The organism is Campylobacter sp. (genome assembly GCF_052169515.1).
Classification (GTDB): domain Bacteria; phylum Campylobacterota; class Campylobacteria; order Campylobacterales; family Campylobacteraceae; genus Campylobacter_A.
In genome coordinates, this window is the sequence record NZ_JBQNCH010000004.1 from 1 (window position 1) to 25,385 (window position 25,385).

Genomic DNA, 25,385 nt, shown 5'->3' on the forward strand with positions numbered 1-25,385 from the left:
CTAAGAGTAAATTTAATTCCTCAAGGCGTCAATTTATAAAATTTTGCTTTGATGTGACATTTGTTATTTTTATTATCGCTTGTTTCTTAAAGGGAATTTTTAATGCATTAACGCCGCCAAAGATCAGGCAAGTTGATATAAAGATAAAAAATTTACAAAATGATTTAAAAATTGCCATGATAACGGACGTACATATTGGCGAGTTTTTGCAAAAAGATTTTATGACAAAGCTTGTTAGTGATATAAATTTAGCAAAACCTGACATTGTTGTGATAGTCGGAGACCTTGTCGATGTGAGCGCGCAGTTTATAGGGGACTTCCTCGATCCATTAAGAGATCTAAAAAACACTTACGGTACATATTATGTTCCTGGTAATCACGAATATTACCACGGAGTGGACGGTGTTTTAGAAAAGATAAGCTCGCTTGGCATTAGAGTGCTTGGCAACAAAAATGAAAAAATTGGCGGAATAAATTTGGCTGGAGTTTACGATCTGGCCGGCTTTAGATTTAAAAATTTAGAACCAAATTTAGATGAGGCTTTATCAGGACGTGATGAGGCACTGCCTACCATTTTACTCTCGCATCAGCCAAAATTTATAAAAACCATGCAAAAAGATGTCGATCTGGTTCTTTGCGGACACACACACGCTGGTCAAATTTTTCCTTTTGGTATTTTAGTTTTGCTTGATCAGGGATTTTTACATGGGCTTTATAAGATTAATGATAAAATGCAGGCATATATTAGTAGCGGTGCTGGATTTTGGGGGCCACCGGTTAGGATCTTTGCGCCAAGCGAGATCGCGATATTAAATTTAAGCAAGGAATAAAATGAATAGTGACAATCTTTTTTCTCAAATTTTTGGCAAGGTTGCAAAGCTAAGCTTCATTAGGCCGGTTCAAGAATTTATCAACTCATCTTATATAAAGCTTTTTAAGATTGATATGAGCGAATTTAAGCCAGTCAGCGAGTATAAAAATTTAAACGAGCTTTTTACTAGAGAGCTCATAAAATCAAGAGAATTTGATACAGCAGATGAGATATTTATTAGTCCAAGCGATGGTACATGTCTTAGTTTTGGTAGCACAAAAGATCTACAAGCATTTAGTATAAAGGGCATGAGCTACAGCGTAAAAGAACTTTTGGGGCAGGATGAGCTTGATGGCGAGTATGACTTTGCCAATATCTACCTTAGCCCAAAAGACTACCACCACTACCACGCACCTTGTGATATTACAGTTAAAAAAGCGATCTATATCCCAGGCAAGCTCTATAGTGTGGCTGTAAAATGGCTTGGCAAGGTCGAAAGTCTATACACTAAAAACGAGCGTGTGGCACTACTTTGCGAGATGAAAAATGGTAAAAAACTTTGGCTGGTTTTTGTAGGTGCGCTAAACGTTGGCAAGATGAAATTTAGCTTTGATGAGCGTATCCAGACAAATGCGATGGCAAATTTTACGCAAATTTATGAATATGAAAATTTACATATCAAAAAAGGTGAGCGACTTGGAAATTTTGAACTTGGCTCAACTATTGTGATACTTAGTGAAAAAGATGCGATTGAGTACAATCTCTTTGAAAACAAAGAGCTTAAATTCGCTGAGTCTGTTGGGATATTAAAAAAAGATTGCTGAAAGCATATATACTTATTTTGTGTCAAAATAAGTATATAAATGGTGTCCTTTTCGTTTAGACTCTTTTGGTGGATTCATGTAGTCGCCATAATATAAACGTAAAACAGGATCATAATTTTTTATGATCATTAGTTCACAATCTTCAAATTTGTGCAGTATATAGTCATTAAAATCAGTTTTTTTATATATCTCTTTTGAGCCACTTGAATAAATTCCTATAAAGTTGGTATCTTTTGCCTTCTTTGATTCGTCAATTGACATTTGTATTTTTGATAAAATTCGATTTTTAGTAATTATGAATTTATAAAAGCAAAGCTTTGGAAAATTTGTAAAAGTTTTTATAAAATTTCTTGTCTTTTTACCAGCCTTGTTAAATGTATAAAAACTTGTAAAAAAAAGCGCATGTACTAACTTTTTTTGTGTTTTTATCCATTTTTCAGGCGATCCTACTATATTATCCAATGGAAAAATATCTATAAATATACCAAAATTTTGTGGATGAGGCCTTAAATCATCTGAGCTTAACTTTCCTATAAATCTTTTTGAACAAAGTTTTGAAAAGTTAAAAATATAGTCATCTTGATAAAAATCCAAAACATAATAATCTTCACAATGTTTCAAAATTTTTATCAGTTTTTCATAATTTTCTCTAGTCATAAAAATATCAAAATCATCATCCCATGGAATAAAGCCATCATGTCTAATCGCGCCTATTAAAGTACCATATGCAAGAGAATATTTTATATCATTTTCTATACAAATTTTATGAATAAAATTTGCCACTTCAAGCATTGCTTTTTTGGCTTCATCTATTGAAATTTGTTTCATTTCAGTGCTCTTAATTTTTCGTCTAATTCATTTATATCGCTAACATCATCAATTTCTGCAACTAAATTATTATCTATATTAATAAAACTCATATCTATATTATCAAGGACTTCCACTATCGCATCATCATAATATTTTTTTGGATCTAAAAAAGCATTTTTTGATAAGCTTTTTATATGATTTTTTATAATACTTGCATCTTTTTTTGTAAAAAAACTTATGCCAAGAAGTGAAGGAGCTTTTTTATTGCAAATCTCAATTCCTGTAACTTTATTATTTATAGTTTTTATAACCCATTCTTTTTTATCGCTATTTTGTCTAATTGTAGTAAAATATGCAGAGCTAGATGGAATCTGTAAAATATTTTTTATTAGTACCACATCGCCATCTATTATAAAGCTATTTCCAAAATACTGCAAGGCTAGCGAGAAAGACGCGAGATTATTTTGCTCTTTATATTTGTCATTTTGGATAATGTTTATGTTAAATTTTCCCCTTAAGTAGTCAAATTGTTCGCTCAAATACCCAGTAACTATATGGATTTCTTTCACGCCTATTTCGTTTAAAAATTTTATAGTTCTTTCTATATTTGGTACGCCATCTATTGTAAAAAGCGCCTTATGTTTATTTTTTGTTAGCTCTTTTAGCCTTGATCCAAGTCCAGCTGCTAATATTATTGCATTCATGTTTATCCTAGAGATTGCTTAATAAAGATCCGATAATTAAAGTTACTGCCAGTACTAATTTTATTAAAATCATTTTTGCTCCAAAAAAATAGCTTAGCAGGACAGCCCAAAAACTATAAGATATGTTTAGGCCCATAGCTTTTAGTGCACCTATTTTTTTTATTCCAATATAATACAATCCATATGATAATGTGCCAAACAAAGAAGCAAAAATTATTTTATCAAATATAAAATCAATACTCATGTTGTCCTCAAAAAAAGTAGAATTATAAAATAGAGTGATTATAATGATACAAATAAAAAAACAAGAAAAACTTACACTCTGTCTTATAAAAAGAGCAAATTTTGCGGGAACGTCATCTTTTAGTGCAATATTTATTATGACACATTCAAAGCCCCAACCAATAGCGCATAATGAACCAAAAAGTATACCCATAGCACTAAACTCGTAATCGTTATATGAAACAAAGCAAAGACAAATTCCAGCAAAAACAGCCAATAAGATACCAAAAAGTCCTATGCGACTTAACATATCTTTTAATAAAAATTTAGACAAGATTATGCTTATGATGGGATATAGTGAACTAAAAAGAACTGCTACACCAATACCTGAATAATGGATTGAAGCAATAAAAGAGCCCATTCCAACAAACCCTCCAAAAAAGGAGGCTATTGCTATAATTATAAAACTTTTTTTTGAAATTCTAAATATGTCTTTAAAGGACTTTGAAATAATAAGAAATAACAGTATAAATATAAAACTTAGTCCATCATGAAAAAGCGATACAAGTATGCTTGATGCTTGTATAAAAGATAAGAATATACCATCTAATGCCCATAATAATCCACTCACAAGAGCGGCAATATATCCAATGTTCATATGCTATACTTTAGTGCTCTTTCCAATCGCATTTTTGCATACTTTAAATATTCTTCTTTGTTATTATCGTTTAGTTTTGCAAATGTCCAATATGTCCATAATATATCTTGAATGTTTTTGAAAATTTCTATTTTTTGTTTATCTTGCTTGTCTATTGCATATGAATCAAAAAAGCGTTTTTCATCTTCTTTTGTAAAATTATTTTCTAGAAACAATGATGCAATATCCCACATAGGGTCGTTCAATCCAGAATACTCCCAATCTATAATATATATTCTACCGTTGTCAAATAGTATATTTTCTGCCACTAAATCACCATGTGTTGGTCTTAAAAATAAATTTTTACCATATTTTGATTGATTTATATCAAATAGTAATTCTTTTAATTCATTGAAAATGTTTAAAGCTTTTTTAAGATCATTTTCAAAAATATATAAATTTTCTTTTTTTATTAAATTTAAATATTCTTTGAGTTTTATAAATGGATCAAAATTATTTTTAAATTTTACATCACTTGTATGTAGTTTGTAGAGTTCTTTTGAGATATTTTCTATATGATTTTTAATAGTATTTGGCTTTAAAGTCTCTGCATCTTTTAAAAATTTGGTTATTTTTATGCCACTATTTTCGTCAAAATAAACAGTTGGTATATTTAGTCCAAAATTAGAAGTAATGATTTGATTTTCTTTTTCCCAATGTCTATTTATCATACTATTTGAATTATTTCCTGGCATCCTTAAAACATATTGATTGCTGGTTTCTTTGTTTTTTTTGTTTGTGGTAATGAGAAAATTTGAATTTGTCATTCCACCTAGTGGAGCAATGCTTTGTATATTCTCTTTTAAAATTTTAGAAAAAATTTCTGATATGTCATCAGTTAAGTTCATATACTCTCCTCGTTTTTGTAAACCATAATAATTAATACGCAAATAGCAAAATATTTAAATCACCACTTTGGGATTGATGATAATTTTAGACATTAAACCTAAAGTGCATTACATCGCCATCTTGTACGATGTACTCTTTGCCCTCAAGCCTCATTTTGCCAGCCTCTTTGGCTCCGTTTTCACCGCCATGTGCGATATAGTCCTCGTAGCCTATCACTTCAGCCCTGATAAAACCTCGCTCAAAGTCATTGTGGATGACGCTTGCTGCTTTTGGAGCTTTCCAACCTTTTGTGATCGTCCAAGCCCTTACTTCAACGACGCCAGCGGTGAAATAGCTTATTAAATTTAGCTTTGCAAAAGATGTCCTGATGATCTTTTCAAGACCGCTCTCACTCGTGCCGATAGATGCCAAAAACTCGTGTGCCTCCTCGTCGCTTAGACCTATTAGTTCCTCTTCAACTTTTGCGCAAAGCTTGATCACCTCGTGGTCTGAGACTTTTGCGTACTCTTTTAGCGCTTTTACAAATTTATTATCTTCGCTAAGCCCTTCTTCATCGACGTTTGCGCCATAAACTACCTCTTTTGCACTTAAGAGCCTTAGCTCTCTATTGAGTGCTAAAAACGCCTCACTATCTTTTTGCTCAAAGCTACTTGCACTTTTGCCATCATTTAGGTGAGCAAGGAGTAAATTTGCCATCTCAAGCGCCTCTTTAGCACCTTTTGCGTTTGCCTTTGCCTCTCTTGTAAGCTTTTCTATCTTTTTATTTAGTTGTTCGATGTCGGCTAGTATTAGCTCAGTTTGTATGATCTCGATGTCTCTTACTGGATCGACACTGCCCTCAACGTGGGTGATATTTTCATCTTCAAAGCAGCGAACAATGTGCAAAATGAGCTCTGTCTCTCTGATGTTTGATAAAAATTTATTGCCAAGTCCCTCGCCTGAGCTCGCCCCTTTTACAAGGCCTGCGATATCGACAAATTCGATGGTTGAATATTGAATTTTGTTTGGATTTACTATTTTTGCAAGCTCGTTTAGGCGCTTATCAGGCACTGGTACGATGGCTTTGTTTGGCTCGATCGTACAAAACGGGTAGTTCGCGCTCTCAGCGTTTTGCGCCTTTGTAAGTGCGTTAAATGTTGTTGATTTGCCCACATTTGGTAGGCCCACTATTCCAACTGAAAGTCCCATCAATTCTCCTTGCTAAGTGCTTGTAAAAAGTATAAATTCATCCTCACGCCAGCTCCACTCGCACCTGCTTGGTTATATCCCCAAGCCTTTTCGCGGTATGCTGGGCCTGCGATATCAAGGTGCAGCCACTTATCTTTGTACTCATCTTTGATAAATTTAGCTAGAAACATGCCAGCTGTGATCGCGCCGCCATATCTGCTTGATGCACAATTGCTAACGTCTGCTATCTGGCTTTTGATAAGCTCGCTAAGATAAGAGTTAAAGTCAAGCGTAGTTACTAGCTCGCCGCTATCTTTTATCTTGTTTTTAAACTCGCTTTTTAGACTCTCGCTGTTGCCCATGATGCCTGTTGTGTACTCACCAAGCCCCACGACGCAAGCGCCAGTTAGGGTTGCCATGTCGATTAAGATGTCTGGCTTAAAGTCTTGAGCATAGCTTAGGCAGTCAGCCAGCACCAAACGTCCCTCTGCGTCGGTGTTTCTAACCTCTATGCTAATGCCACTTCTTGAAATAAGCACGTCATCAGGTTTGTAAGCGTTACCACCGATCATATTTTCAGTGGCGCCTAAAATGGCGTGAATTTCAAATGGTAAATTTAACTCCGCAGCACCCTTGATGATACCAATAGCTGCTGCTGCACCGCTTTTATCTGATTTCATCGTCAGCATATAATCAGCTGGCTTCAGGCTAAGGCCACCGCTATCATATGTTAGGCCTTTGCCAACAAAGATGATGCGTTTTTTAGACTTTTTAGGTTTGTAGGTTAGGTGGATGAGTCTTGGTTTGTGCACACTTGCGCGGTTTACTGCTAAAAATGCGTTCATATTCTCTTTTGCTAGAAATTTCTCGTCATAGACCTCGCACTTGATACTAGTGTGGCTCTTGGCTAAATTTTGCGCATCCTCTGCCATCTTTTGAGGTGTATAAATTTCTGGGATTTCATTTACAATATCTTTTGCAAAGTTTGTAGCCTCAGCTATGATCACTGCTTCTTTAAAGCCTTCTTCTGCGACCTTTATATCAATCTTTTGCGCGTTAAATTCCTCTGTGCTAAAAATTATCTTTTCAAGTGTGTATTTCTCTTTTTTCTCTTTATACTTGTTAAATTCATAGCTTCCTAGTAAAAAGCCCTCAGCTAGCGCCTCAAAGCTTAGTTTTGGACAATCTGCTATGTATGAAGCTAGTTTTATACTCTTAATATTTAGCGATTTTAGCGCGCTATAGGCCTTTGCTGCCGCAAGCCTTAGTTCGTCAAATTCTAGCTTAGCAAGTGGCACGTAGGCTCTCTTTGCCTCGCTTAGGACAAGGACGCTATCGCCTTTGTAGTTGTGAAATTTAAAGGCCTCTTTATCGTTTATAAATTTATGTTTTAAATTTTTATCCACTACAAAAATGAGTTCAATATCAGCTTTTATATCTTTTAATTTTTTATCAACTATTTGAAACTGCATGGTTTCTATGTCTCCTTTCATTTAAAATTTTATTTTCTATGCGTTTAAATGCAAATAGCAAGACTCCTAAAAATATGGCAACAACTGGCACGGCAACGTACCAGTGCTCTTTTGCTTTGTTCAAGATGTCAAGTATGTGCTCGCCAAGGATCCAAGCAGGTATAATCGTGATCGCCGCCCAGCACCAAGCACTGATTAAATTTATAAAGGCATATTTTTTGGCGCTATATCCTGTAAGGCCGATACACATAGGTATGATGACACGAAAGCCGTACATGTAGCGCTGTAAAAAGATTATTGGCCAGCCGTATTTTTTGAGCAAAATGTGAGCAATGGCAAATTTGCGGCGCTGCGTGTGAAGCTTTTTGGCAATATATTTTTTGTTGTAGCGGCCAAGATAGAAGTAAATTTGATCCCCGACAAAGCCACCGATGCCTGCTACAAATATAGCAAGTGTGATGTGCATGTGTGTCGTGTGAGCTAGGATGCCAGCCATTATCAAGGCCATCTCGCCTTCCATGATACACCATAAGAAAAGTATGATGTAGCCGTACTCTTTTAGCAGTTCGATGAAAAAGGCTTCCATGTCAAACCTCTAAAATGCTATAAACTTTGGTTAGCGATTTTAAATTTTCACTTCCTTTTAGATCAACTAGATCTATCAAAAAGCACGCCTCAACGCAAGTTGCATTTGTTTGGTTAATAAGCTCAACTGAAGCCTTTGCAGTACCGCCAGTCGCGATGAGATCATCACACAAAAGTACTCTAGCACCTGTTTTTTCGCCAAAAGCATCGATATGAATTTGAACCTCGTCCACGCCATACTCTAGGCTATATTTTTGTGAAAGTGTGATGTATGGTAGCTTTTTTGGCTTGCGAATAGGAACAAATGGTAGCCTTAGTCTTGCCGCAAGCGCTGCACCAAATATAAAGCCACGTGACTCGATACCAGCGATGTAGTCGATGCTCGTACTCTCATATCTGTCAGCCAAATGGTCTATTAAAAAGTTAAATGCCTCTTTGTTGTTTAAAAGCGTTGTGATGTCGCGAAAAACGATGCCAGGCTTTGGAAAATCGTTTATACAGCGAATAGAGTTTAATAAAAATTCTTTGCCTTTTTGATCTAAAATTTTCATAATTTTCCTTAAAATTGATGTTATAGCAACGCTTCGATCTTACCCTCAAGCTCACGAATACGCTGTCTTAGCTTGTCATTTTCTAAGCGGTACTGAGAATTTCTAGTACGAAGAGAGGTGACGTCATTTTTGGTTTTGTTTAGCTCATCTGTTAGGATATCAATATTTCCGAGGCTGCGTTGTAACTGGATCTGAAATTTCCTTATGACGACCTCGGTGTCTTGAAGATTGTTTTTCATAAAATCTTTTGTCGCACGCTCTTTTTTTAGAAGTGTCTTAAAGTAAAAAACCATGACAGTAAGGTAGATCGCAGCACAAACCAAAGCAGTAAAAACGATCCACTCGCCTATCATTTGCCTGCCTTAAGTTCTATCTTTTGTACACGTCTTTCGTGTCTACCGCCTTCAAATTCGGTCTTTAAAAATGTCTCAAGTGCTGAGTTTGCAACGCCAGCTCCGATCACTCTTGCCCCAAAGGCGATGACGTTTGAGTCGTTGTGCTCTCTAGCAAGTCTTGCAGTAAATTCGTCATGGCAAAGGGCGCATCTTACGTTTTCGTGCCTATTTGCAGCGATTGAAATACCAATACCAGTACCACAAATGAGCACGCCGTAGCAATTAGGCTCGAGCTTGCTTGCTAGCAAATGCGCATAGTCAGGATAATCAACGCTATTTTTGTCATTAGTGCCAAGATCAATGACTTCGTGCCCAAGCCTTTTTATGACCTCTTTTAGCTCTGCTTTTAACTCTATACCAGCGTGGTCGCAAGCGATAAAAATTTTATCTATTTTCATGAAAAATCCATTAAATTTTTTGACGATTATAGTGAAATTTGCATTAAAATAAAATTTTGCTTGCAACCATAAAGAGGCTATAATTTTCATAAAATTTTAAAGGAAAAGATATGAAAAAAGTACTATTTTTAATGGCTTTAACGCTAGCCTTTGCAAATGAAAATTTGATAAGTGTTTATACTGATCAAACCATCGTCATGCAAAAATTTAGTGACGCAAACAGCTCTTTTAGTGTGCTAATACCTGAAGGTGCAGATGAAGAAAGGATCATGATAAATGCTGATTGTGACGTAAGTGCTACTTTAAAAGATGGTAAAAATGCAAACGATGAGAGCAGTGCCAAGTGGCAGCAAGATCTTAAAAATTTAAGTAATAAGCTCGATGCACTAAGTGCAAGAGGCAGGTTTATAGAACACGCGTTGATTGACTCAAACAAAAGTAACGATGTGACAAAAAGAGCTGATGAGTTTTATAAGCTAAGCCTAGAAAATTATGAGAAAATTTCAGCCGTAAAGAGTGAGATAAAAAAGCTCGAGCAAAATAAGCCAGAGAGCAAAACAGCTGGATTTGCAGTACTTGATATGAAATTTGCTTGCAAACCAAAAGAGGTTAAATTTTCATATCCATACGGTGATGAAACTCAGATCTTAAATGAAATTTACGCTGATACAAAGGCAAAAAATATCTTAATAAATCAAAAAATTTTAGTCACAAATCCGTTTGCTAGTGATGTTGAAAATTTACAGCTTACTATCTATCCAACCAGATATCAAAAGGCCCTTGCGCCAAGTAGCTTCTATCCTTGGTATGAAGAGAGCGAGATAGCCACTGAAAACTATGTTGCTTTAAGGAGTGAGTCAAGAGCAGCAAAGATGTCCGCTGAGGTCGCTGATATGCGTGTGCAAAGAGCCGAGACTGAGTTTGCTAAAATTTGGAAGATAGATGGGATAAATTTAGAAAAAGGCGAGAGTAAATATATAACCTACGATACTCAAAAAATAGATGCAAATTTTAGCGTTTTTGCTGATTTTTACGGTTCACTAAAGGCTTATAATGTAGCTAGCTTTAAGCTAAACGACGATCTAACGCCAGCTAGAACGCTATTTTACGTAGACGGTATAAATATTGGTAGCTCACATGAGTTTGAAATGAGGACAAAAGAAGAGGCTTCGCAGCTATTTTTGGGGCAAAATGAGCTAATTGAGCTTAAAAAAGAGAGGCTAAATAAATTCAAAAAAAGCTCACTCCTTGGTAAAGAGCGTATAAGTGAAGAAGGCTATGAGATAAGTGTTAAAAACAACTCAAGCAAAAGTGTTGATCTGACTTTGGTTGAGCGCGTGCCAGTCTCTGCTGATGAGGCCGTAAAGGTCGAGATAAAGGGCTTTGATAAAAAAGATATCAGCAAAGAGGGCAGGGTGGAGCTCAAATTTAGCCTTACGCCAAAAGAGGAATTTAAAAAAGAATACTCTTATAAAATTTCAAAACCAAAGAAATAGAGCAAGTTGCCTTGCCCTAAATTTAGCCATTTATAAAGGCTGTTGCGATTTGTATTATATATCTTGTTGGGTAGAAGATAGTCTCTTTTAAAGGTGAAATGAGAATGATGATAAGGATGATAAATCCATATCTTGACATACTATCTAGTTTATCAGCTAAGGCATGAAAGCCAAAATTTCTAAGAGCATATTCAACCGCATGAAAACCATCAAGTGGTGGGATCGGATAGAGGTTAAATACGGCCAAAATTAAATTTAAAAGCGCAAGTGTATACAAAAACTGAAGTAAAATTTCAAATGTTTCTATATTTAGCAATACTTTTAGCACAAAAAGTGTTGCGATGCCTAAAATAATATTGTATAAAATACCAGCAAGACTTACGTAAATAGCCGCATTGTATCCACCGTTTCGCACAACGGTATATGTGTTTACTGGCACTGGCTTTGCCCAGCCAAACATCATACCAGTACTTAGATAAAGCACCAAAGGAACTATTATGGTGCCCACTGGGTCGATATGTTTTATAGGATTTATGCTAAGCCTACCAAGATTTTTTGCAGTGTTATCGCCAAATTTATATGCAACATAGCCGTGAGCTATTTCGTGGCCTACAATGGCGATGACAAGTGCTATTACAATGCTAGCTATTCTAATTGGATCTATATTAGTGAAGTCCATCTACTTCGCCTTCTTTTAGAGCTTTGTTGGTAAAAAATTCATCATTTTCTATCGTATCTACAAAACGCCCGATACGCTCCCATCGGACTTTATAGTTATTATCCCAACTAAAATATATAAACCAAGGCTGACCAACAACGTCTTTATATGCCACACTTCCCCAGAAACGACTATCATTTGAGTGGTCGCGGTTGTCGCCTATCATAAAATATTCGTCTTTTGGCACTTTTACGTAAAATGCATTAAAGCCAAAATTTGTATTTTGAGGTAGCGAGTTAACAACGGCTGGCTTCATAAAAACACTAGCTTTATTTGTATTTAGCATAAAAACCATTTGCTCAAATAAATTTACACTTTCATCATAGTGGATGCCACTAAATTTATATGGCTCTTTGATGAAAAGCCTACCGTCAAGATCAACTACGTCACTGCATGAGTAGTTTAGATTGCTCTTCTTGTCTCCAGCGTTTTCATGGCAATTTGCCTTTATGAAGCCATCTCCCTCTTTTGGACGCAAATACAAGGCTTTTTCGGTAAATACTATCTCATCTTCGCTTGTGGCAAAGCAGCGTTTTACAAAGTGGGTCTTTTCGTCTTTTGGATAACGAAAGACGACTATATCTCCTCTTGCTGGGCCACTGCCTGTGACAAGATGTCCATTATCGTTTAACTCAGGTAAAATTTTTACTTCAAGCCACGGAATTCTTGGTGTTGGTATGCCATAAACAAATTTTTTAGCGAATAAAAAATCACCAACTAAAAGCGTATTTTTCATTGAACCTGAAGGGATAACAAAGGCTTGAGCTACAAAAAAAATGACTAGTAAAACAATGATAATAGTGCCAGTCCAGCTCGAGCAAAAGTCATAAAATTTAGTAAAAAATTTTTTCATTATTACGCTCTTTTGTGGCTAGCTATCTTAGCTTGGGCTGCAAGGATTGTATTATTTAAAAGCATCGCAATCGTCATCGGACCCACGCCTCCTGGAACTGGTGTGATGTATGAGCATTTTGGTGCGACTTCATCAAAATCCACATCGCCTACAAGCCTACCATCATCAAGTCTATTTATGCCCACATCAATGACCACTGCGCCATCTTTTACCATATCAGCCTTTAAGAAAAATGGCTTGCCAATGGCCGCTACGATGAGGTCAGCGTTTTTGCAAATTTCTTTTAAATTTTTAGTCTTGCTGTGAGTGATCGTAACTGTTGCTGAAGCGTTTAAAAGCAAGTTTGCCATAGGCTTTCCAACGATATTACTTCTACCTATAACAACAGCGTTTAGCCTAGCCACGTCAATGCCATACTCTTTTAAAATTTCCATAACTCCAAGCGGTGTACAAGGCACAAATCCATCTAATCCACTAACAAGTTTTCCAACATTTACAGCATGAAAGCCATCTACGTCTTTTGCTGGATCAATCGTTGCCAAAATGGTGTTTGTATCTATATGTTTTGGAAGTGGTAGCTGCACCAAGATGCCGTGGATGCTATCGTCTAAATTTAGTACATTTATAAGTGCTAGAAGCTCTGCTTGGGTTGTATTTTCACTTAGGCGGTGAGCTACGCTTTTTATGCCGTATTCGTTGCAGGCTTTTTCTTTGGCTCTAACGTATGTTTGAGATGCTTTATCTTCGCCCACTAGGATAACAGCCAATGTAGGCTCTACGCCAAATTTTTTTAGTTCTTCGGCTCTTACTTTTACGCTTTCTTTGACCTTTAAAGATATGGCTTTACCGTCTAAAATTTTCATACTTGATCCTTATTTAAAAGCTTTTTTAATCACAAGGGTGGTATCATACCTAAAATTAAATTAAATTTTTAAAAGAGAGGTTTATGCGGTCTGTTTTTTTGATTTTGCTTTTTTGTGTAGCGATTTTTGGTGCTGACTTTATCACAAAGACCGAGTACGCCAAGATGCTATACCTAAATCCACGTGGCATAGGATGTGACAAATGTCACGGTGCAAAAGGCGAAGGCAGCCTGATATCCAAATACAAGCATTTTGACAAAAAGACAAACAAAACGGTTGATGATGAGCTAAGAGCGCCAAAGATAAATGATATAGAATTTGAAAGCTTTAAAGCCGCTCTAACAAAGCCAAAAGGTGTCATGCCAAGCTACTTTTTAACAGATGAGGAGACAACCATCCTTTATGAGTACATCACAAACAAGATGAAAACTCCTGCAAAGGCGGCAAAAGCGCAAAATTTAGCTAAGCCAGCCGCCCCTACAGCTACGCAAAAGCAGCCCGAATTAGCCAAAACAGCACCCACTGCAAAACCTGCCGAGCCAGCCAAGACAGCCCCAGCTAAGCCGGCTGAGCCAGCAAAAGCTGCTACACAAGTGGCAAAAACACCAGCAAGTTCAAAAGATAATCAAAAAACAAATTTAAAAACACAAAATCAAAAGGATAAAAAATGACAAATAAAGAGGCATTTAGCGAAGCCAAAAAATATATTCCAGGCGGCGTAAACTCACCAGTGCGTGCATTTGGTAGTGTTGGTGGTGAGCCTGTGATGATAGATCACGCAAAGGGCGCTTATCTATACGATGTCGAGGGTAAAAAATACCTTGACTTTATCCAAAGCTGGGGACCGCTCATATTTGGCCACTGCGACAAAGATATCGAAGAGGCGATCATCTCTGCCGTAAAACAAGGCGTATCTTACGGCGCTCCCTCTCCAAAAGAGACCGCTCTAGCAAAGCTAATATGTGATGAGTTTAAGCAAATAGATAAAATTCGCTTCGTTAGCTCTGGCACAGAGGCTACCATGAGCGCAATCAGGGTGGCTAGAGGATATGCCAAAAAAGATGGTCTAATAAAATTTGAAGGCTGCTATCACGGACACAGCGATGCACTTCTTATCAAAGCAGGAAGTGGCGCTACAACATACGGTAACGCTTCAAGCGGCGGTGTGCCACAAGATGTTGTGAAAAATACATTTTTAGCTATCTACAACGACATCGAAAGCGTAAAAGCTATCTTTGAAAATAACAAAGACAAAATCGGCGTCGTCATAATCGAGCCTATCGCTGGAAATATGGGGCTTGTGCCAGGCGATAAGAAATTTCTAGAGGAGCTTAGAGCACTTTGTGATAAATTTGGCGCTGTGCTTATCCTTGATGAGGTTATGAGTGGCTTTAGAGCTTCTCGCCTTGGCTCATATCCATTTCACGAAGTGAACGCTGATCTCATTACATTTGGCAAGGTTATAGGCGGAGGCATGAATGTCGCTGCATTTGGTGGCAAAGCTGAGATCATGGACTGCCTAAGCCCAGAGGGTGCAGTCTATCAAGCAGGTACGCTAAGTGGCAATCCAGTGGCGATGAGTGCTGGTATAGCAGCGATTTCAAAGATAAATAGTGATCCAAATTTATATGCTAGACTTGAAAAATTAGCTAAAAAACTAATGGACGGCTTCAAAGAGGCAGCAAAGAGTGCTGGCATCGCTATACAAACCGATGTTCGTGGTTCTATGTTTGGCTACTTTTTTACAGATCACGCTGTGAAAAACTACGACGATGCGCTAAAAAGCGATACAAAACTTTTTGCTAAATTTCACCAAGCGATGCTTAAGCGTGGAATTTATCTAGCGCCTAGTCAGTTTGAGACTGGATTTATCTGTGATGCGATGAGTGAAGCCGACATTGATCTAGCTATAAATGCAGCTAAAGAGGCATTTTTGGAGATAAAAGCTTAATGGCAAAGCTAAAAGTAAAAGATATAGTAGTAGGCGCTGAGCAGCTAAGCCTTGGCATATCGATGGTTGTAGCTGTGGTAATCGGCACTGGACTAGGATATCTTGTAAAAAAGGCTACAAATTTCACGCCAGCACTTTGGATAGGGCTTGTTTTTGGTATTTTGGCGGCTATTTTAAACGTATACAAGGCTTATAAGGCACAAGTAAAAAGCTTGGATGAGCTAAAAGACGAGAATAGGTTTAAAAGCTACGAAAAAGATGATGATGAGGACGATTAGTAGACTTTTGATTTGCTATTTTGTGCTTTGGTTTGTCCTTAGTGTGATTGGCAAATTTGTATCATTTTCATTTTTTATAAGCTCGCAAATTTCATTTTTTGCCTCGTTCATTATCTTAACGGCTAGTTTTTTTGCCTACAAAAACCGCATAAACTCAAGGCTAGAAAATGCAAGAGATGAAATTTTAGCCACAATAAAAGAAGAGGATGAGGAGGATGAAATTTATCCTCAAGAAGAGATAAAAGAATTTAACCTAAAAGATGAAAAAGCAAGGCTAAAAAAGCAGAAATTTTCATTTAAGGATAAGAGTTATGTGGCAGCATTTATGCCTTACCGTTTGGTGGCTTATACAGCATTATTCTTGGGATTTTTATTTTTAAGAAATGAAAATTTACTAAATGTGCCTGGCTTTTTGGTTGGGCTTGCTCCCATGCCCATTGGAGCGTTTATTTTTGGCATAATGCAAAATAAACATAGTTTAACAAGGAACACAGATGGCAAGTAGCTTTAGGATCATCCGTTCGATGGGGCCGCTATTTTTTGGTATGAGTTTGCTTTTTATCGGAAATGGTCTAGTTATCGCTTCTTGTAGTGCGTTGCTTAAGCAAAGTGGCGTTGGTGAACTAGAGATCGGCCTTATAAACATGAGTTTTTTTGTGGGTGCACTTGTTAGTACTATTACAGCTCATAGAGTCATATCGACCACTGGTCACATAAGGGCGTTTGCCATCTTTTCAGCCATTTTTGCAGTCTCGGCCATGCTTCATGCTATCAGTCAAAATTTGATCTTTTGGGCAGTGTTAAGGGTGTTTTTGGGGTATTGTTATTACGCGCTTTTAATGGTTATAGAAAGCTGGCTAAATGCAAAAATTCCAAATAAAATAAGATCTCGTGTGATAGCTTTTTATGAAGGCGTTTTTTACACCAGTTTTGGACTAGGCATTTTGATTTTAGCTCTTGATCTTAGTGTATTTGAAATTTTTATAATAAGTGCAGCCTTTATCATGCTCTCAAGCATTCCACTAAATTTAATTCGCATAAACCAGCCTCAAATCCCAGAGCGTCAACCCATAAATATCCCAAAAATTTTTGGCATAGTCCCACTAGCTCTTGTGGGGGCACTCATTGCAGGCCTAGCGATAAATGGCTTTTTCTCGATGGCAAGCCTCTTTATCATGCTTCAAGGATACGGTGCAAAGGAAGCATCATTTTTTATGACTGTTGCCATGATTGGGGGCTTTTTGGCTCAGATTTTTATCGGAGGTTTTTCTGATAAATACGGAAGAAGGCCAGCCTTGATATTATGCAGTAGCGTGGCTTTGGTGAGTGCGGTTTTATTTTTATTAAATGGCAACAACCTAAACATTCAATACATTCTTTCATTTTTCTTTGGCGGTGGTATTTTTTGCACATATGGACTCTCTCTTGCTAGGGCAAACGACGAGATCACAGACAAGGCAAAGAGCGTTCAAGTAGCACGTGCACTGCTTTTTAGCTACTCTTTTGCCTCACTTTTCTCGCCACTTCTTATGAGCTATGCGATGAAAATTTTTGGTTCGTTTGGTTTTATTTATGTTTATTTGGTGCTTTATGTGTTGCTTATCTTGTTTGCTATGACTCAAAAAACAATACCACAATATATGAGAAAAGAATTTAATGATAAGCTTGTAGCAAGAACGGCTGGTATCGCTACTATTCAACAAAATGGTAATTTTGCCGATAGAAAAAACAAAAAGTAAAAAATGAACGTAGCAAATTCTTTAAACATATCAAATACTTCTGTCCAAACAGGGCAAAATGCTGCTACTAGCACCTCCGTTCGTAAAAACGAGGGCTCTCTTTTTAAGGGTCAGCCAGCTGGGGCTCCGAGCGAACAGACTGTCTCAAATGCTCTTGATAACGTTGGCAAGCTAGTTGCAAGAGTGCTTGATGATTTAAAAAGTGCTTCAAGTCTTAGTAAGGCTGAACAAATTTTATCTCAAGCAAAAGATACAAAGATCGCTCCAAATTTGGCAAGTGAGCTCTCAGAGCTTGCAAAGAGTTTAGATGGTGAAGCCATGCAAAGTGAGAGCTCTGAGATAAAGAGCTTGGCTTTAAAGCTCAAAGAATTTCTAAAGCCAATAGCCGATCTAAAAGCTGGCTCGCTCAATGATCAGATCAAAAACTCAGGTGTCATGCTTGAAGCAAATTTAAAAGATGCACTTAGTCCTGAAAAGCTACCAAGCTCAGTTCAAAAGCTACTAAGCGATATCAAAAATTTATCAAGCCAGAATTTATTAAGTCAAATTTTAACCCTAAATGATGAAAATTTAGACAATCAAAACTCATTTATGAAGCTTACTTCGATGCTTGTAAAGGCCAGTAGTGAAGCTAAAAATGTCCTTGATAACTCAAGCATAAAAACACTTTTAAAAGATGTCGATAAGCTTGATAATGTAGCTAAATTTCTGGATAAAAATTTCTCAAAAGAGCAAAGCGGCGAAGCTATAAAAAATCAGATTGGTAAGATGGAAAATTTCATCTCAAATTTAAGCGAGAAAGTCGCAAATCTAGCAAATGAAAAACTAAACCAAAGCTTTGGTTTTAGCTCAAATCACAAAGAGCTAAAGGCTGTGCTTGATAGTCTAAAAAATGATCTAAAAATGCTAAACAATATAGGCGATGAAGCCGGACTTGTAAAGGCATTTAATGAAATAGGTGACGTTTCAAAAGAGGGTAGCTTGCAAGATAAACTCCAAAGTGCTGCAAGACGCCTTGCACACAGTCTAAGTTTAGCTGATCCTGATGCTAGCGCGGCTAAAAATGAACTATCTGAGAGTAAGGCACTCTTAAAGCAGCTAAAACTCGCTACAAATGACATAAATAACATCACAACAAAAAATCAGAGTGAAATTTCAAAGGTGTTAAATCAAGATGTAAAAAGTACACTTTTAAATATCAGTGAAAAAAGTCAAAACGCCCAAACTGTAAATTCTGCAAACAAGATGATCTCACAAATAGAGATGCATCAAATGGTTTCAAGTCTGCAAGGAGGCATTCAGACTTATATGCCATATATTTGGGACGGTGTAGAGGGTGGAAATGTCGCTTTTAAGCAAGGTAAAAAAGATAAATTTTACGCCCAGATCGATCTAAATTTTAAAAAATTTGGCCAGATAAATGTGATGGTTGGACTCATAGACAAACGTTATATAGATATTTCAGTGGCTACGCAAACAAATGAATTTAAAGAGCTTATAGTGTCAAGTTCAAGTGAGCTAAAGCAGGCAATATCTGGGCTTGGGCTCATTGTTTCAAATTTTAACATCAAAACCTTGCCAAAGGTGAAGTTAAATGATAGATTTAAAAATTTTGGCGGCCTTGATATGGGCTTTGATAAGAAAATTTAATGCAACTAAGTAAGAAAAAAGCCGTCGCTCTTGGCTATAACAGATCTCAAGATAACGCACCAAAGGTCCTTGCAAGCGGTGTTGGCGAGATAGCAAATAAAATAATCGGTCTTGCAAAAGAGCACGACATACCAATCAAAGAAGATCCTGACCTTATTGAAATTTTAAGCAAGGTTGAAGTAGATCAAGAAATCCCACCAAATTTATATAAAGCTGTGGCTGAAATTTTTAGCTTTTTGTATAAAATCACAAAAAAATAATCCAACAAAAGTAGCCAAAATAGACTATTTGTAAATTTGCTTGAAAAATCGACAAAGAGTCATATAAAGAGTGATAAGAATATTGACGATATAGCAAAAAGATGGTATAAGCCAAAAACTATAAAAATTTAAAGGCTATTTGTGGCACAAAAATTGATACTAATAGGAGCATCTACTGGTGGTCCTGGGCATATAAAAAAGTTGCTAAAGAATGTAGAGCTAAATGGAGCTATAGTCGTAATAGCTCAGCATATGAATAAAATGTTTATAGGCTCTTTTGCTGCACAAGTCGGAAAAGAAAGCGGTTTGGACGTTGAAATTTTAAATGAAAAAAGAAATTTAAAAGAAAATACCGTATATGTCTGCGAGCAAAATACAGTTATATCGCCAAATTTGCCAATAAGTGCAAAACCAAATACCGAAGAAAAAACGATATATACCCCAAATGTAGATGTGCTATTTAACTCAGGAGTCAGCATTTGTAAGAGTGCAAATGTACTAGCCATCTTACTAACTGGCATCGGAGACGATGGTGCGGCTGGGCTTGATAAGCTTTACAAGGCTGGAGCAAAATGTATAGCTGAAAATGAGGAGAGTGCGATAGTGTATGGTATGCCAAAACGTGCAAAGGAGCTAAATCAGAGCCTAAAATCACTAAACCTAACCATGATAAAAAAAGAGATGGAGGATTTTTTAAATGCTGCTAACTAATAACGCAAAAGATGTAAAAATAGCACAAACAGATACTCCACAAGATATGGATGGTTTTAATGATTTTATGAATGCAATCAAGGCTCTTTGCGGCGTTGATTTAGAGCCAAAAAGAGATATTACATTACGTAGAATCACCGCTTTTGTCAAAGACCGTCAGATAAAAAGCTTTAAAGATCTTGTCTCAATGATAAGATATAACTCGATTTTACGTCAAGACATTTTAAATTTAGTGACTGTAAATGAGACTTATTTTTATAGAGAGTTACCGCAGCTTAAAGATGTGATCTATTATGCAAAAGATCTTGGAGGAGCTAGAATTTTATGTGCTCCTTGTTCTACTGGGGATGAAGCATATTCACTCGCGATGCTTGCTTATGAGTTGGGAATGAAGCAAAATGAAATTTCTATCGTAGGTGTAGATATAAACTCAGAGGCTATAGCTAGCTGCCAAAAAGGTATTTTTAGCGAGAGAAGCATACAAAGACTGAGTGATTTTCAAAAAGATAGATTTTTTACAAAAACTGAGGATAAATTCAAGATAAAAAGTGAAATTTTACCAAAGTGTGAGTTTAAGATTATGAACGTTTTTGATGACGCGATCTTTAATCTCGGTAAATTTGACATCGTTCTTTCAAGAAATATGATGATATATTTTGATGATGCATTTAGACTAAAATGCGTCGAGCGCTTACATAAACTATTAAAGCCAGATGGGAGGTTTTACGCAGGGCATGCTGATCTTGTGCCTTATACCCCAATATATGAAAAACGTTTTTCAAACGGCATTACTTACTATCTGAAAAAATAAAATTTTACAAAGTCGCCTTTTAAATCAGGCGGCTTAATTTAAAGCTAATCACTTTATTTCGTAGCTTTTTAAAATTTTTTGGTAGTAAAAAGCTCCTACAAAGAAGAGACTTCCCATAAACGCCGCAATCATCTCTACGCTTAAGCCAAGCTCGTAAAGTAATCCAATTGCAAATGATATAAGTGCACTAAATCCAAGAAATACCATATCGTTATATGCGATTACGCGGCCATAAAATTCTTTCTCGCAGTTTTGCTGAAGCAACGTATAGGTATAGCTCCAAAGGCTTGATGTGCAAAAGCCTGCAAAGACTATGCCAACAAGCGCTAGGTAAAAATTTCTCAGCGTCAATGCCCAGATGATGATGCCAAGGCCTTGACCGATGTAGACATAGACTATGGTATTTTTATTTATAAATTTGCTTAACAAAGCTGGCGCAAACATGAGTGAGACAGATCTTGAAGCATTTAGTAGGCCGATAACTAGTGAAGCGGAGAGTAAATTTGCATATTTATAATCAGCTAAAAGTGCTATCAGTGCATCATAAGCAGTAATGCCAACAAATGCGTGTAAAAATATAAGGTGAACGATGAGTCTATTTTCTTTTAGATAGACAAGGCCGTTTTTTAACATTTTTAGTGGGCGTTCTATGAGGTCTGGCTTTAGACCTTGCAGTTTTAAAAAATATAAAAATCCAAAGCTAAAAATGTATAGCATGCCATCGAGTAAAAATGCGCTTTTTATCCCAAAAAAATGTATATAAACTCCTGCAAGTCCCATGCCAGCAGTGTATGAGACCGCCCATATGATAGAGTGGATCTCGTTTGCGAGTTTTAGTTTCTCTTTGCTTAAAATTTTTGGCAGCACGCTCATCTCTACTTGAAAATACATCCCGCCAGTGCCATTTCTAACAAAAATAATAAGTAAAAGTAGCCATAAAAAATCAAGCGAATTTATAAAAATGAGCATAAAAACGCTTACTGTTTCTATCGCCATCATGATGACAAGCATCGGTTTTGGGCTAAATTTATCAACTAAAATTCCACTAAACGGAGCTATAACGACACCTGGGATAAATGCCATCGCAGCACTTAGCGTGAGCGCCCAAACAGGAGCATCAAGGCTGATTAGTAGCGTAAAAATGCCAGTATGCGAAAACCACACACCAAAGTAGCACATTAGTTGAATGATGCTTAAAAGACGAAAATTTTTCTCATCTTTTAAAAGCTTAATATACTCTTTCAATTTACTGATTCCACATTAGAGTTATTTGCTCTATTTGTGTCTCTTCTGGGATTTCGTTTAGATTTGCCACGCTTTTTCCGAGTGGATTTTTTAACTTTATCAGCATGTCGTGGCTCTCTATTTTTAACCAGATATTGTTTGTATCGCTTTGAAATTTAGAGATAACAAGGGCGTTTTTTATATCCTTGAAATTTGATTTTAGGCTGATATTTTCTGGGGTTTTAAACTCTTTTGAATAAATGTCAATGCTTGTGATAATGCCATTTAGCAAGGTGTATTCAAAAATTCTTTCATTTTTGCTTGTTGCGATGTAGCTATTTTCTTTTTTTGTGTTATCACGTTTTATGTTTTTTGAGCCATAAATTTTTATCACATCTCTATTTGCAGAATCGCTCGTAATCTCTGAAAAAAATCCTTTACCAAAGATATTTTTATAGCCTTTACTTTTTTTGTAATGTCCGCTAATGTGAGCACTTTTACAAATTTTATCATTTGCGGTTATAAATAGATCGCCATTTATCTTGTGTATGCTTAAGGCTATACCTTTTTCATCCAAAAGGTAAAAAATCCCTTTGTCATAAAAAAGCTCAGAGCTAAACTCACAAAGTGGGGAGCCATTTTTTAACGATGAGTAAAATGTTGCTCTCGCGCCATTTTTACTTGGCGTGATGATAATATCTAAAAAGCCATTTTTGTCTTTAAATTTAGAGAACCTAGCAAAAAAACTATCTTTATAGGCTTTATCTATTGGTTCGAAGTTGTAAATTTGAGCTAGCACGCCAACTCGCTTATTTTTCTTATCATCAAGCTGTAAAAGCGAATTTTTATTTGGGACAAAGTAGCTTATAATACCACTTTCATCTTTTAGGATAATGGCACTCTCATCAACTTCAAATACACCGTTTTTTTCTACTAGGCTTGCCTTTTTACCCATAGTGAGCATAGTTTTTGTATATGTTTTGTCTTTATTAAGAGTTAAGATAGTTTTTATCCCCTCGCAGTTTGAGCAAGGCAGTATGGTATAAAAGCTATTGTAAATGGAATTTGTAAGAATTAGTTTTTCTGGCTTTTTAGGTGTATTTGCCTGAACTAATGCCTTGTCTTCTTTTGTTGTATTTTGTGTGCTTTGTTTTGGCTCTAAATTTTCATTTTTTACGCAGCCAAGGATGAAAAATGAGATAAGTATGGCAAAAAGATATTTCATTTGCAACTCCTTAAAAATTGCAAAATTATATCATTTTGCCTTTAAAATTTATTTTACGCGTTTAAAAATATATTTGTCTTTTAGCTCGCCAGTGACCTCTTTTTGGTCCATATCTAGCATTTTTAGGTTCTCGCCTTCTATCTTGTAAAAGTTCTTCTCTTTATACTCATCAACTGTTGTGATAACGCCATTTTCTATTGAGTATTTGCCTTTACTCATGGCCTTGTAGTTATCTTTTGACTTGTAGTCCATTACACTAACAAACGTTCCGTCTTTTTTTAGTGTAAGAGTAGAGTCTATGCCCATGCAACTAGCACACGGCAAGAAAGCCTTATATGTACCTTCGATGCTAGTTTGAGCTGCTGTACAACTGCTTTTTACCTCACATTTGCCTTGTGGAATGCTTGTATTTTGGCTTGATGTGGCACAACCTGCCAAAAGTAGAGCTGCGCTTAGTGCAAAGATAAAATTTTTCATGCGAATCCTTTTTTAAAAATAAAATTTAAAAATGTATTATAATACTTAAGAAAATAACAAATTATAAATTAAAGGAGAGAAAATGGAAATTGAAACTTTTGGTGTTTTAGTCATAGTTTTAGTTGTCTTTGCGTTTTTGTTTTTAAAGGCTGGCATAAAGATCGTATCGCAAGCGGATAATTTACTTATCGAGCGTCTTGGTAAATTTCACAAGGTGCTTGATGGAGGATTTCACGTGATCATTCCATTTGTTGATCAGATAAGGGCTATCATCACGGTAAAAGAGCAGCTTGTTGATATCACAAAACAGCAAGTCATCACAAAAGATAACGTAAACATAAGCGTCGATGGCATCGTCTTTTTAAAGGTATTTGATGCAAAAATGGCAGTTTATAATGTAGATAACTATAAGCGTGCCATTGCAAATTTAGCCATGACAACGCTTCGTGGCGAGATAGGCGCGATGAATCTTGACGATACACTAAGCTCACGCGACCGACTAAACGCCGCACTTCAAGTGGCTCTTGGCGACGCCGCTGGCAACTGGGGTGTAAAGATCATGCGTGTAGAAATTTCTGAAATTTCTGTCCCACTTGGCATCGAAGAGGCGATGAATATGCAGATGAAAGCTGAGCGTGAAAAACGCGCCATCGAGCTAAAAGCCTTGGCTGAAAAAGAGGCGCTTATCCGCAACGCTGAGGCGCTAAAACAAGAAAAAGTGCTTCAAGCAGAGGCGATCGAGCGTATGGCTGATGCGAAAAAATATGAGCAAATCGCCATCGCAACGGCTCAAAAAGAGGCGATGGATATGATAAATGACAGCATGAGCAAAAACGCAAATGCGGCTGAATTTCTGCTAGCGCGCGACAGGGTTGGGGCATTTAGTGAGCTAGCTAAAAATGGCTCAAAAGATAAAATTTTAGTCCCTTACGAGGCTACTGAGCTAATAGGCTCACTTAGTGTTTTGAAAAATTTTCTAGCTAAGGATAAGGCGTGATCAGCCCTTATATAATGATAGCCATTGGTGCACTCTTATGCGCCCTTGAATTTACGCTTTTTTCATTTTATTTGCTATTTTTCGGACTGGCTTTTATTGTTGTTGGAGTAGTAAATTTTGGAGTTGCCTTTGAGTGGCCATATCAAATTTTAGGCGTCTCAGCACTTGCTATTGTCTTGCTGGCACTCTTAAAAGCGCCATTAAAGAGCAAATTTATGGCTAGAAAAGAGAGCTTTAATGAGGAATTTTTAGACGAGGCCGGCGTTGGCGAGATTAGAGAAAATATGGTCTATTTTAAGGGTACTCTTTGGAAATACGACGGAAATTTAGCTAACGGAGAAAAAGTGATGGTTCTTGGCACCAAAGGCGACAAGGTGATATTAAAATAAAGCGCCATAATGGCACTTTATTATTTTGCGTGAACAGGGCAGCCTTGCATATTGCCGTGCATTGACCCATGCATCATGCAGTCATGATGATGGTTTGTTTTTTGCATGTCACTTTTCATCTCTTTGTGATGCGGACAGCCACAGCTTTCATAATTTGCCGGTTTTGGTTCACTTTTGGCACAACCAACTAAAAATAGGCCAAAAATTACGGTTAAAACGATTTTTTTCATATTTACTCCTTCAAAAAGTTTGCATATT

30 protein-coding genes and 1 pseudogene are annotated in these 25,385 nt (G+C 36.6%); 14 read left to right on the forward strand and 17 right to left on the reverse strand.

Features of this window, described 5'->3' with window-relative positions; all coding sequences use genetic code 11:
* Both ACTTKV_RS01785 and ACTTKV_RS01790 read left to right on the forward strand, forming a co-directional pair.
* A partial coding sequence (locus tag ACTTKV_RS01785) for a metallophosphoesterase (RefSeq protein WP_442548961.1) occupies nucleotides 1-830 on the forward strand: 830 nt, incomplete at its 5' end.
* A 1-nt stretch (nucleotide 831) separates the two neighbouring features.
* The gene (locus ACTTKV_RS01790; protein WP_442548962.1) at nucleotides 832-1,635 is read left to right on the forward strand and encodes a phosphatidylserine decarboxylase; all 804 of its coding nucleotides are present in this window, start codon (nucleotides 832-834) and stop codon (nucleotides 1,633-1,635) included.
* Nucleotides 1,636-1,647: 12 nt separating this feature from the next.
* Here the strand turns inward: ACTTKV_RS01790 and ACTTKV_RS01795 are convergent, their stop codons facing one another.
* The 10 genes from ACTTKV_RS01795 to rpiB all read right to left on the reverse strand — a co-directional run bounded on the left by ACTTKV_RS01795 (nucleotide 1,648) and on the right by rpiB (nucleotide 9,485).
* On the reverse strand, nucleotides 1,648-2,463 hold the full coding sequence (locus ACTTKV_RS01795; RefSeq protein WP_442548963.1) for a LicD family protein: 816 nt from the start codon (nucleotides 2,461-2,463) through the stop codon (nucleotides 1,648-1,650).
* Complete coding sequence (locus ACTTKV_RS01800; RefSeq protein WP_442548964.1) at nucleotides 2,460-3,149, reverse strand: NTP transferase domain-containing protein; 690 nt, start codon at nucleotides 3,147-3,149, stop codon at nucleotides 2,460-2,462. Before ACTTKV_RS01800 ends, ACTTKV_RS01795 begins: the two co-directional genes overlap by 4 nt.
* A gap of 7 nt (nucleotides 3,150-3,156) precedes the next feature.
* Nucleotides 3,157-4,029 carry a DMT family transporter gene (locus tag ACTTKV_RS01805; RefSeq protein ID WP_442548965.1) on the reverse strand — a complete coding sequence of 291 codons (873 nt, stop codon included), beginning with the start codon at nucleotides 4,027-4,029 and terminating at the stop codon, nucleotides 3,157-3,159.
* A complete protein-coding gene (locus ACTTKV_RS01810) occupies nucleotides 4,026-4,916 on the reverse strand; it encodes a phosphotransferase (protein ID WP_442548966.1) in 891 nt (296 codons plus the stop codon). Before ACTTKV_RS01810 ends, ACTTKV_RS01805 begins: the two co-directional genes overlap by 4 nt.
* An 85-nt stretch (nucleotides 4,917-5,001) precedes the next feature.
* Nucleotides 5,002-6,105, reverse strand: a complete 1,104-nt coding sequence (gene ychF, locus ACTTKV_RS01815) for a redox-regulated ATPase YchF (RefSeq protein ID WP_442548967.1) — start codon at nucleotides 6,103-6,105, stop codon at nucleotides 5,002-5,004.
* Nucleotides 6,105-7,556, reverse strand: a complete 1,452-nt coding sequence (locus tag ACTTKV_RS01820) for a leucyl aminopeptidase (RefSeq protein ID WP_442548968.1) — start codon at nucleotides 7,554-7,556, stop codon at nucleotides 6,105-6,107. The genes ychF and ACTTKV_RS01820 overlap by 1 nt, the downstream gene beginning before the upstream one ends.
* Complete coding sequence (locus tag ACTTKV_RS01825; RefSeq protein ID WP_442548969.1) at nucleotides 7,537-8,142, reverse strand: DedA family protein; 606 nt, start codon at nucleotides 8,140-8,142, stop codon at nucleotides 7,537-7,539. Before ACTTKV_RS01825 ends, ACTTKV_RS01820 begins: the two co-directional genes overlap by 20 nt.
* A 1-nt stretch (nucleotide 8,143) precedes the next feature.
* Nucleotides 8,144-8,692: an adenine phosphoribosyltransferase gene (locus tag ACTTKV_RS01830; protein ID WP_442548970.1), complete on the reverse strand. Its 549-nt coding sequence runs from the start codon at nucleotides 8,690-8,692 to the stop codon at nucleotides 8,144-8,146.
* Between the two features lie 20 nt (nucleotides 8,693-8,712).
* Nucleotides 8,713-9,045, reverse strand: a complete 333-nt coding sequence (locus tag ACTTKV_RS01835) for a hypothetical protein (protein ID WP_002939538.1) — start codon at nucleotides 9,043-9,045, stop codon at nucleotides 8,713-8,715.
* The gene (rpiB, locus tag ACTTKV_RS01840; protein ID WP_442548971.1) at nucleotides 9,042-9,485 is read right to left on the reverse strand and encodes a ribose 5-phosphate isomerase B; all 444 of its coding nucleotides are present in this window, start codon (nucleotides 9,483-9,485) and stop codon (nucleotides 9,042-9,044) included. Before rpiB ends, ACTTKV_RS01835 begins: the two co-directional genes overlap by 4 nt.
* 110 nt (nucleotides 9,486-9,595) lie before the next feature.
* Between rpiB and ACTTKV_RS01845 the strand changes: the two genes are divergently transcribed.
* On the forward strand, nucleotides 9,596-10,981 hold the full coding sequence (locus ACTTKV_RS01845) for a DUF4139 domain-containing protein (protein ID WP_442548972.1): 1,386 nt from the start codon (nucleotides 9,596-9,598) through the stop codon (nucleotides 10,979-10,981).
* Nucleotides 10,982-11,003: 22 nt separating this feature from the next.
* Here ACTTKV_RS01845 and ACTTKV_RS01850 read toward each other — a convergent pair whose 3' ends face one another.
* From ACTTKV_RS01850 to folD, 3 genes are read right to left on the reverse strand one after another with little or no spacing between them, the layout of a single operon-like run.
* A complete protein-coding gene (locus ACTTKV_RS01850) occupies nucleotides 11,004-11,660 on the reverse strand; it encodes a site-2 protease family protein (RefSeq protein ID WP_442548973.1) in 657 nt (218 codons plus the stop codon).
* A complete protein-coding gene (gene lepB / locus ACTTKV_RS01855; protein ID WP_442548974.1) occupies nucleotides 11,647-12,552 on the reverse strand; it encodes a signal peptidase I in 906 nt (301 codons plus the stop codon). The genes ACTTKV_RS01850 and lepB overlap by 14 nt, the downstream gene beginning before the upstream one ends.
* A gap of 2 nt (nucleotides 12,553-12,554) precedes the next feature.
* Nucleotides 12,555-13,415: a bifunctional methylenetetrahydrofolate dehydrogenase/methenyltetrahydrofolate cyclohydrolase FolD gene (gene folD, locus ACTTKV_RS01860; protein ID WP_442548975.1), complete on the reverse strand. Its 861-nt coding sequence runs from the start codon at nucleotides 13,413-13,415 to the stop codon at nucleotides 12,555-12,557.
* A gap of 83 nt (nucleotides 13,416-13,498) precedes the next feature.
* On the opposite strand from folD, the pseudogene ACTTKV_RS01865 reads away from it, so the two are divergent.
* The 9 genes and pseudogenes from ACTTKV_RS01865 to ACTTKV_RS01905 all read left to right on the forward strand — a co-directional run.
* A pseudogene (locus tag ACTTKV_RS01865) lies at nucleotides 13,499-13,834 on the forward strand (c-type cytochrome); the annotation flags it as partial.
* Nucleotides 13,835-14,082: 248 nt separating this feature from the next.
* Complete coding sequence (hemL, locus tag ACTTKV_RS01870; RefSeq protein WP_442548976.1) at nucleotides 14,083-15,366, forward strand: glutamate-1-semialdehyde 2,1-aminomutase; 1,284 nt, start codon at nucleotides 14,083-14,085, stop codon at nucleotides 15,364-15,366.
* Nucleotides 15,366-15,644, forward strand: coding sequence for an AtpZ/AtpI family protein (locus ACTTKV_RS01875; RefSeq protein WP_148821290.1), 279 nt, complete (start codon nucleotides 15,366-15,368; stop codon nucleotides 15,642-15,644). Before hemL ends, ACTTKV_RS01875 begins: the two co-directional genes overlap by 1 nt.
* Entirely contained in the window at nucleotides 15,631-16,149 is a 519-nt protein-coding gene (locus ACTTKV_RS01880; protein ID WP_442548977.1) for a hypothetical protein, read from the forward strand. The genes ACTTKV_RS01875 and ACTTKV_RS01880 overlap by 14 nt, the downstream gene beginning before the upstream one ends.
* Nucleotides 16,139-17,383, forward strand: coding sequence for an MFS transporter (locus ACTTKV_RS01885; RefSeq protein WP_442548978.1), 1,245 nt, complete (start codon nucleotides 16,139-16,141; stop codon nucleotides 17,381-17,383). Before ACTTKV_RS01880 ends, ACTTKV_RS01885 begins: the two co-directional genes overlap by 11 nt.
* Before the next feature lie 3 nt (nucleotides 17,384-17,386).
* Nucleotides 17,387-19,033: a hypothetical protein gene (locus tag ACTTKV_RS01890; RefSeq protein ID WP_442548979.1), complete on the forward strand. Its 1,647-nt coding sequence runs from the start codon at nucleotides 17,387-17,389 to the stop codon at nucleotides 19,031-19,033.
* Entirely contained in the window at nucleotides 19,033-19,293 is a 261-nt protein-coding gene (locus ACTTKV_RS01895) for a FlhB-like flagellar biosynthesis protein (protein WP_442548980.1), read from the forward strand. Before ACTTKV_RS01890 ends, ACTTKV_RS01895 begins: the two co-directional genes overlap by 1 nt.
* Before the next feature lie 141 nt (nucleotides 19,294-19,434).
* Nucleotides 19,435-20,004, forward strand: coding sequence for a CheB methylesterase domain-containing protein (locus tag ACTTKV_RS01900; RefSeq protein ID WP_442548981.1), 570 nt, complete (start codon nucleotides 19,435-19,437; stop codon nucleotides 20,002-20,004).
* Nucleotides 19,991-20,815 (forward strand): CheR family methyltransferase, encoded by an 825-nt coding sequence (locus ACTTKV_RS01905; protein WP_442548982.1) that lies wholly within the window; start codon nucleotides 19,991-19,993, stop codon nucleotides 20,813-20,815. The genes ACTTKV_RS01900 and ACTTKV_RS01905 overlap by 14 nt, the downstream gene beginning before the upstream one ends.
* Nucleotides 20,816-20,863: 48 nt before the next feature.
* Here the strand turns inward: ACTTKV_RS01905 and ACTTKV_RS01910 are convergent, their stop codons facing one another.
* The 3 genes from ACTTKV_RS01910 to ACTTKV_RS01920 are packed head-to-tail and all read right to left on the reverse strand — an operon-like array spanning nucleotide 20,864 to nucleotide 23,741.
* The gene (locus ACTTKV_RS01910; RefSeq protein ID WP_442548983.1) at nucleotides 20,864-22,060 is read right to left on the reverse strand and encodes an MFS transporter; all 1,197 of its coding nucleotides are present in this window, start codon (nucleotides 22,058-22,060) and stop codon (nucleotides 20,864-20,866) included.
* A gap of 1 nt (nucleotide 22,061) precedes the next feature.
* Nucleotides 22,062-23,264, reverse strand: a complete 1,203-nt coding sequence (locus tag ACTTKV_RS01915) for a copper resistance protein NlpE N-terminal domain-containing protein (protein WP_442548984.1) — start codon at nucleotides 23,262-23,264, stop codon at nucleotides 22,062-22,064.
* A 48-nt stretch (nucleotides 23,265-23,312) separates the two neighbouring features.
* On the reverse strand, nucleotides 23,313-23,741 hold the full coding sequence (locus tag ACTTKV_RS01920; protein WP_442548985.1) for a copper resistance protein NlpE: 429 nt from the start codon (nucleotides 23,739-23,741) through the stop codon (nucleotides 23,313-23,315).
* An 82-nt stretch (nucleotides 23,742-23,823) separates the two neighbouring features.
* On the opposite strand from ACTTKV_RS01920, the gene ACTTKV_RS01925 reads away from it, so the two are divergent.
* Nucleotides 23,824-24,738: an SPFH domain-containing protein gene (locus tag ACTTKV_RS01925; protein ID WP_442548986.1), complete on the forward strand. Its 915-nt coding sequence runs from the start codon at nucleotides 23,824-23,826 to the stop codon at nucleotides 24,736-24,738.
* Nucleotides 24,735-25,127 carry an NfeD family protein gene (locus tag ACTTKV_RS01930; RefSeq protein ID WP_442548987.1) on the forward strand — a complete coding sequence of 131 codons (393 nt, stop codon included), beginning with the start codon at nucleotides 24,735-24,737 and terminating at the stop codon, nucleotides 25,125-25,127. Before ACTTKV_RS01925 ends, ACTTKV_RS01930 begins: the two co-directional genes overlap by 4 nt.
* Nucleotides 25,128-25,147: 20 nt before the next feature.
* On the opposite strand, the gene ACTTKV_RS01935 is transcribed toward ACTTKV_RS01930, so the two are convergent.
* On the reverse strand, nucleotides 25,148-25,357 hold the full coding sequence (locus ACTTKV_RS01935; protein ID WP_442548988.1) for a hypothetical protein: 210 nt from the start codon (nucleotides 25,355-25,357) through the stop codon (nucleotides 25,148-25,150).
* Between the last annotated feature and the right edge of the window lie 28 nt (nucleotides 25,358-25,385).

Excerpts from the sequence above, each read along its gene's own strand:
- ACTTKV_RS01790 (WP_442548962.1), top strand. The coding sequence starts at position 832 with ATGAATAGTGACAATCTTTTTTCTCAAATTTTTGGCAAGGTTGCAAAG.
- ACTTKV_RS01795 (WP_442548963.1), bottom strand. The coding sequence starts at position 2,463 with ATGAAACAAATTTCAATAGATGAAGCCAAAAAAGCAATGCTTGAAGTG.
- ACTTKV_RS01800 (WP_442548964.1), bottom strand. The coding sequence starts at position 3,149 with ATGAATGCAATAATATTAGCAGCTGGACTTGGATCAAGGCTAAAAGAG.
- ACTTKV_RS01805 (WP_442548965.1), bottom strand. The coding sequence starts at position 4,029 with ATGAACATTGGATATATTGCCGCTCTTGTGAGTGGATTATTATGGGCA.
- ACTTKV_RS01810 (WP_442548966.1), bottom strand. The coding sequence starts at position 4,916 with ATGAACTTAACTGATGACATATCAGAAATTTTTTCTAAAATTTTAAAA.
- ychF (WP_442548967.1), bottom strand. The coding sequence starts at position 6,105 with ATGGGACTTTCAGTTGGAATAGTGGGCCTACCAAATGTGGGCAAATCA.
- ACTTKV_RS01820 (WP_442548968.1), bottom strand. The coding sequence starts at position 7,556 with ATGCAGTTTCAAATAGTTGATAAAAAATTAAAAGATATAAAAGCTGAT.
- ACTTKV_RS01825 (WP_442548969.1), bottom strand. The coding sequence starts at position 8,142 with ATGGAAGCCTTTTTCATCGAACTGCTAAAAGAGTACGGCTACATCATA.
- ACTTKV_RS01830 (WP_442548970.1), bottom strand. The coding sequence starts at position 8,692 with ATGAAAATTTTAGATCAAAAAGGCAAAGAATTTTTATTAAACTCTATT.
- ACTTKV_RS01835 (WP_002939538.1), bottom strand. The coding sequence starts at position 9,045 with ATGATAGGCGAGTGGATCGTTTTTACTGCTTTGGTTTGTGCTGCGATC.
- rpiB (WP_442548971.1), bottom strand. The coding sequence starts at position 9,485 with ATGAAAATAGATAAAATTTTTATCGCTTGCGACCACGCTGGTATAGAG.
- ACTTKV_RS01845 (WP_442548972.1), top strand. The coding sequence starts at position 9,596 with ATGAAAAAAGTACTATTTTTAATGGCTTTAACGCTAGCCTTTGCAAAT.
- ACTTKV_RS01850 (WP_442548973.1), bottom strand. The coding sequence starts at position 11,660 with ATGGACTTCACTAATATAGATCCAATTAGAATAGCTAGCATTGTAATA.
- lepB (WP_442548974.1), bottom strand. The coding sequence starts at position 12,552 with ATGAAAAAATTTTTTACTAAATTTTATGACTTTTGCTCGAGCTGGACT.
- folD (WP_442548975.1), bottom strand. The coding sequence starts at position 13,415 with ATGAAAATTTTAGACGGTAAAGCCATATCTTTAAAGGTCAAAGAAAGC.
- hemL (WP_442548976.1), top strand. The coding sequence starts at position 14,083 with ATGACAAATAAAGAGGCATTTAGCGAAGCCAAAAAATATATTCCAGGC.
- ACTTKV_RS01875 (WP_148821290.1), top strand. The coding sequence starts at position 15,366 with ATGGCAAAGCTAAAAGTAAAAGATATAGTAGTAGGCGCTGAGCAGCTA.
- ACTTKV_RS01880 (WP_442548977.1), top strand. The coding sequence starts at position 15,631 with ATGAGGACGATTAGTAGACTTTTGATTTGCTATTTTGTGCTTTGGTTT.
- ACTTKV_RS01885 (WP_442548978.1), top strand. The coding sequence starts at position 16,139 with ATGGCAAGTAGCTTTAGGATCATCCGTTCGATGGGGCCGCTATTTTTT.
- ACTTKV_RS01890 (WP_442548979.1), top strand. The coding sequence starts at position 17,387 with ATGAACGTAGCAAATTCTTTAAACATATCAAATACTTCTGTCCAAACA.
- ACTTKV_RS01895 (WP_442548980.1), top strand. The coding sequence starts at position 19,033 with ATGCAACTAAGTAAGAAAAAAGCCGTCGCTCTTGGCTATAACAGATCT.
- ACTTKV_RS01905 (WP_442548982.1), top strand. The coding sequence starts at position 19,991 with ATGCTGCTAACTAATAACGCAAAAGATGTAAAAATAGCACAAACAGAT.
- ACTTKV_RS01915 (WP_442548984.1), bottom strand. The coding sequence starts at position 23,264 with ATGAAATATCTTTTTGCCATACTTATCTCATTTTTCATCCTTGGCTGC.
- ACTTKV_RS01920 (WP_442548985.1), bottom strand. The coding sequence starts at position 23,741 with ATGAAAAATTTTATCTTTGCACTAAGCGCAGCTCTACTTTTGGCAGGT.
- ACTTKV_RS01925 (WP_442548986.1), top strand. The coding sequence starts at position 23,824 with ATGGAAATTGAAACTTTTGGTGTTTTAGTCATAGTTTTAGTTGTCTTT.
- ACTTKV_RS01935 (WP_442548988.1), bottom strand. The coding sequence starts at position 25,357 with ATGAAAAAAATCGTTTTAACCGTAATTTTTGGCCTATTTTTAGTTGGT.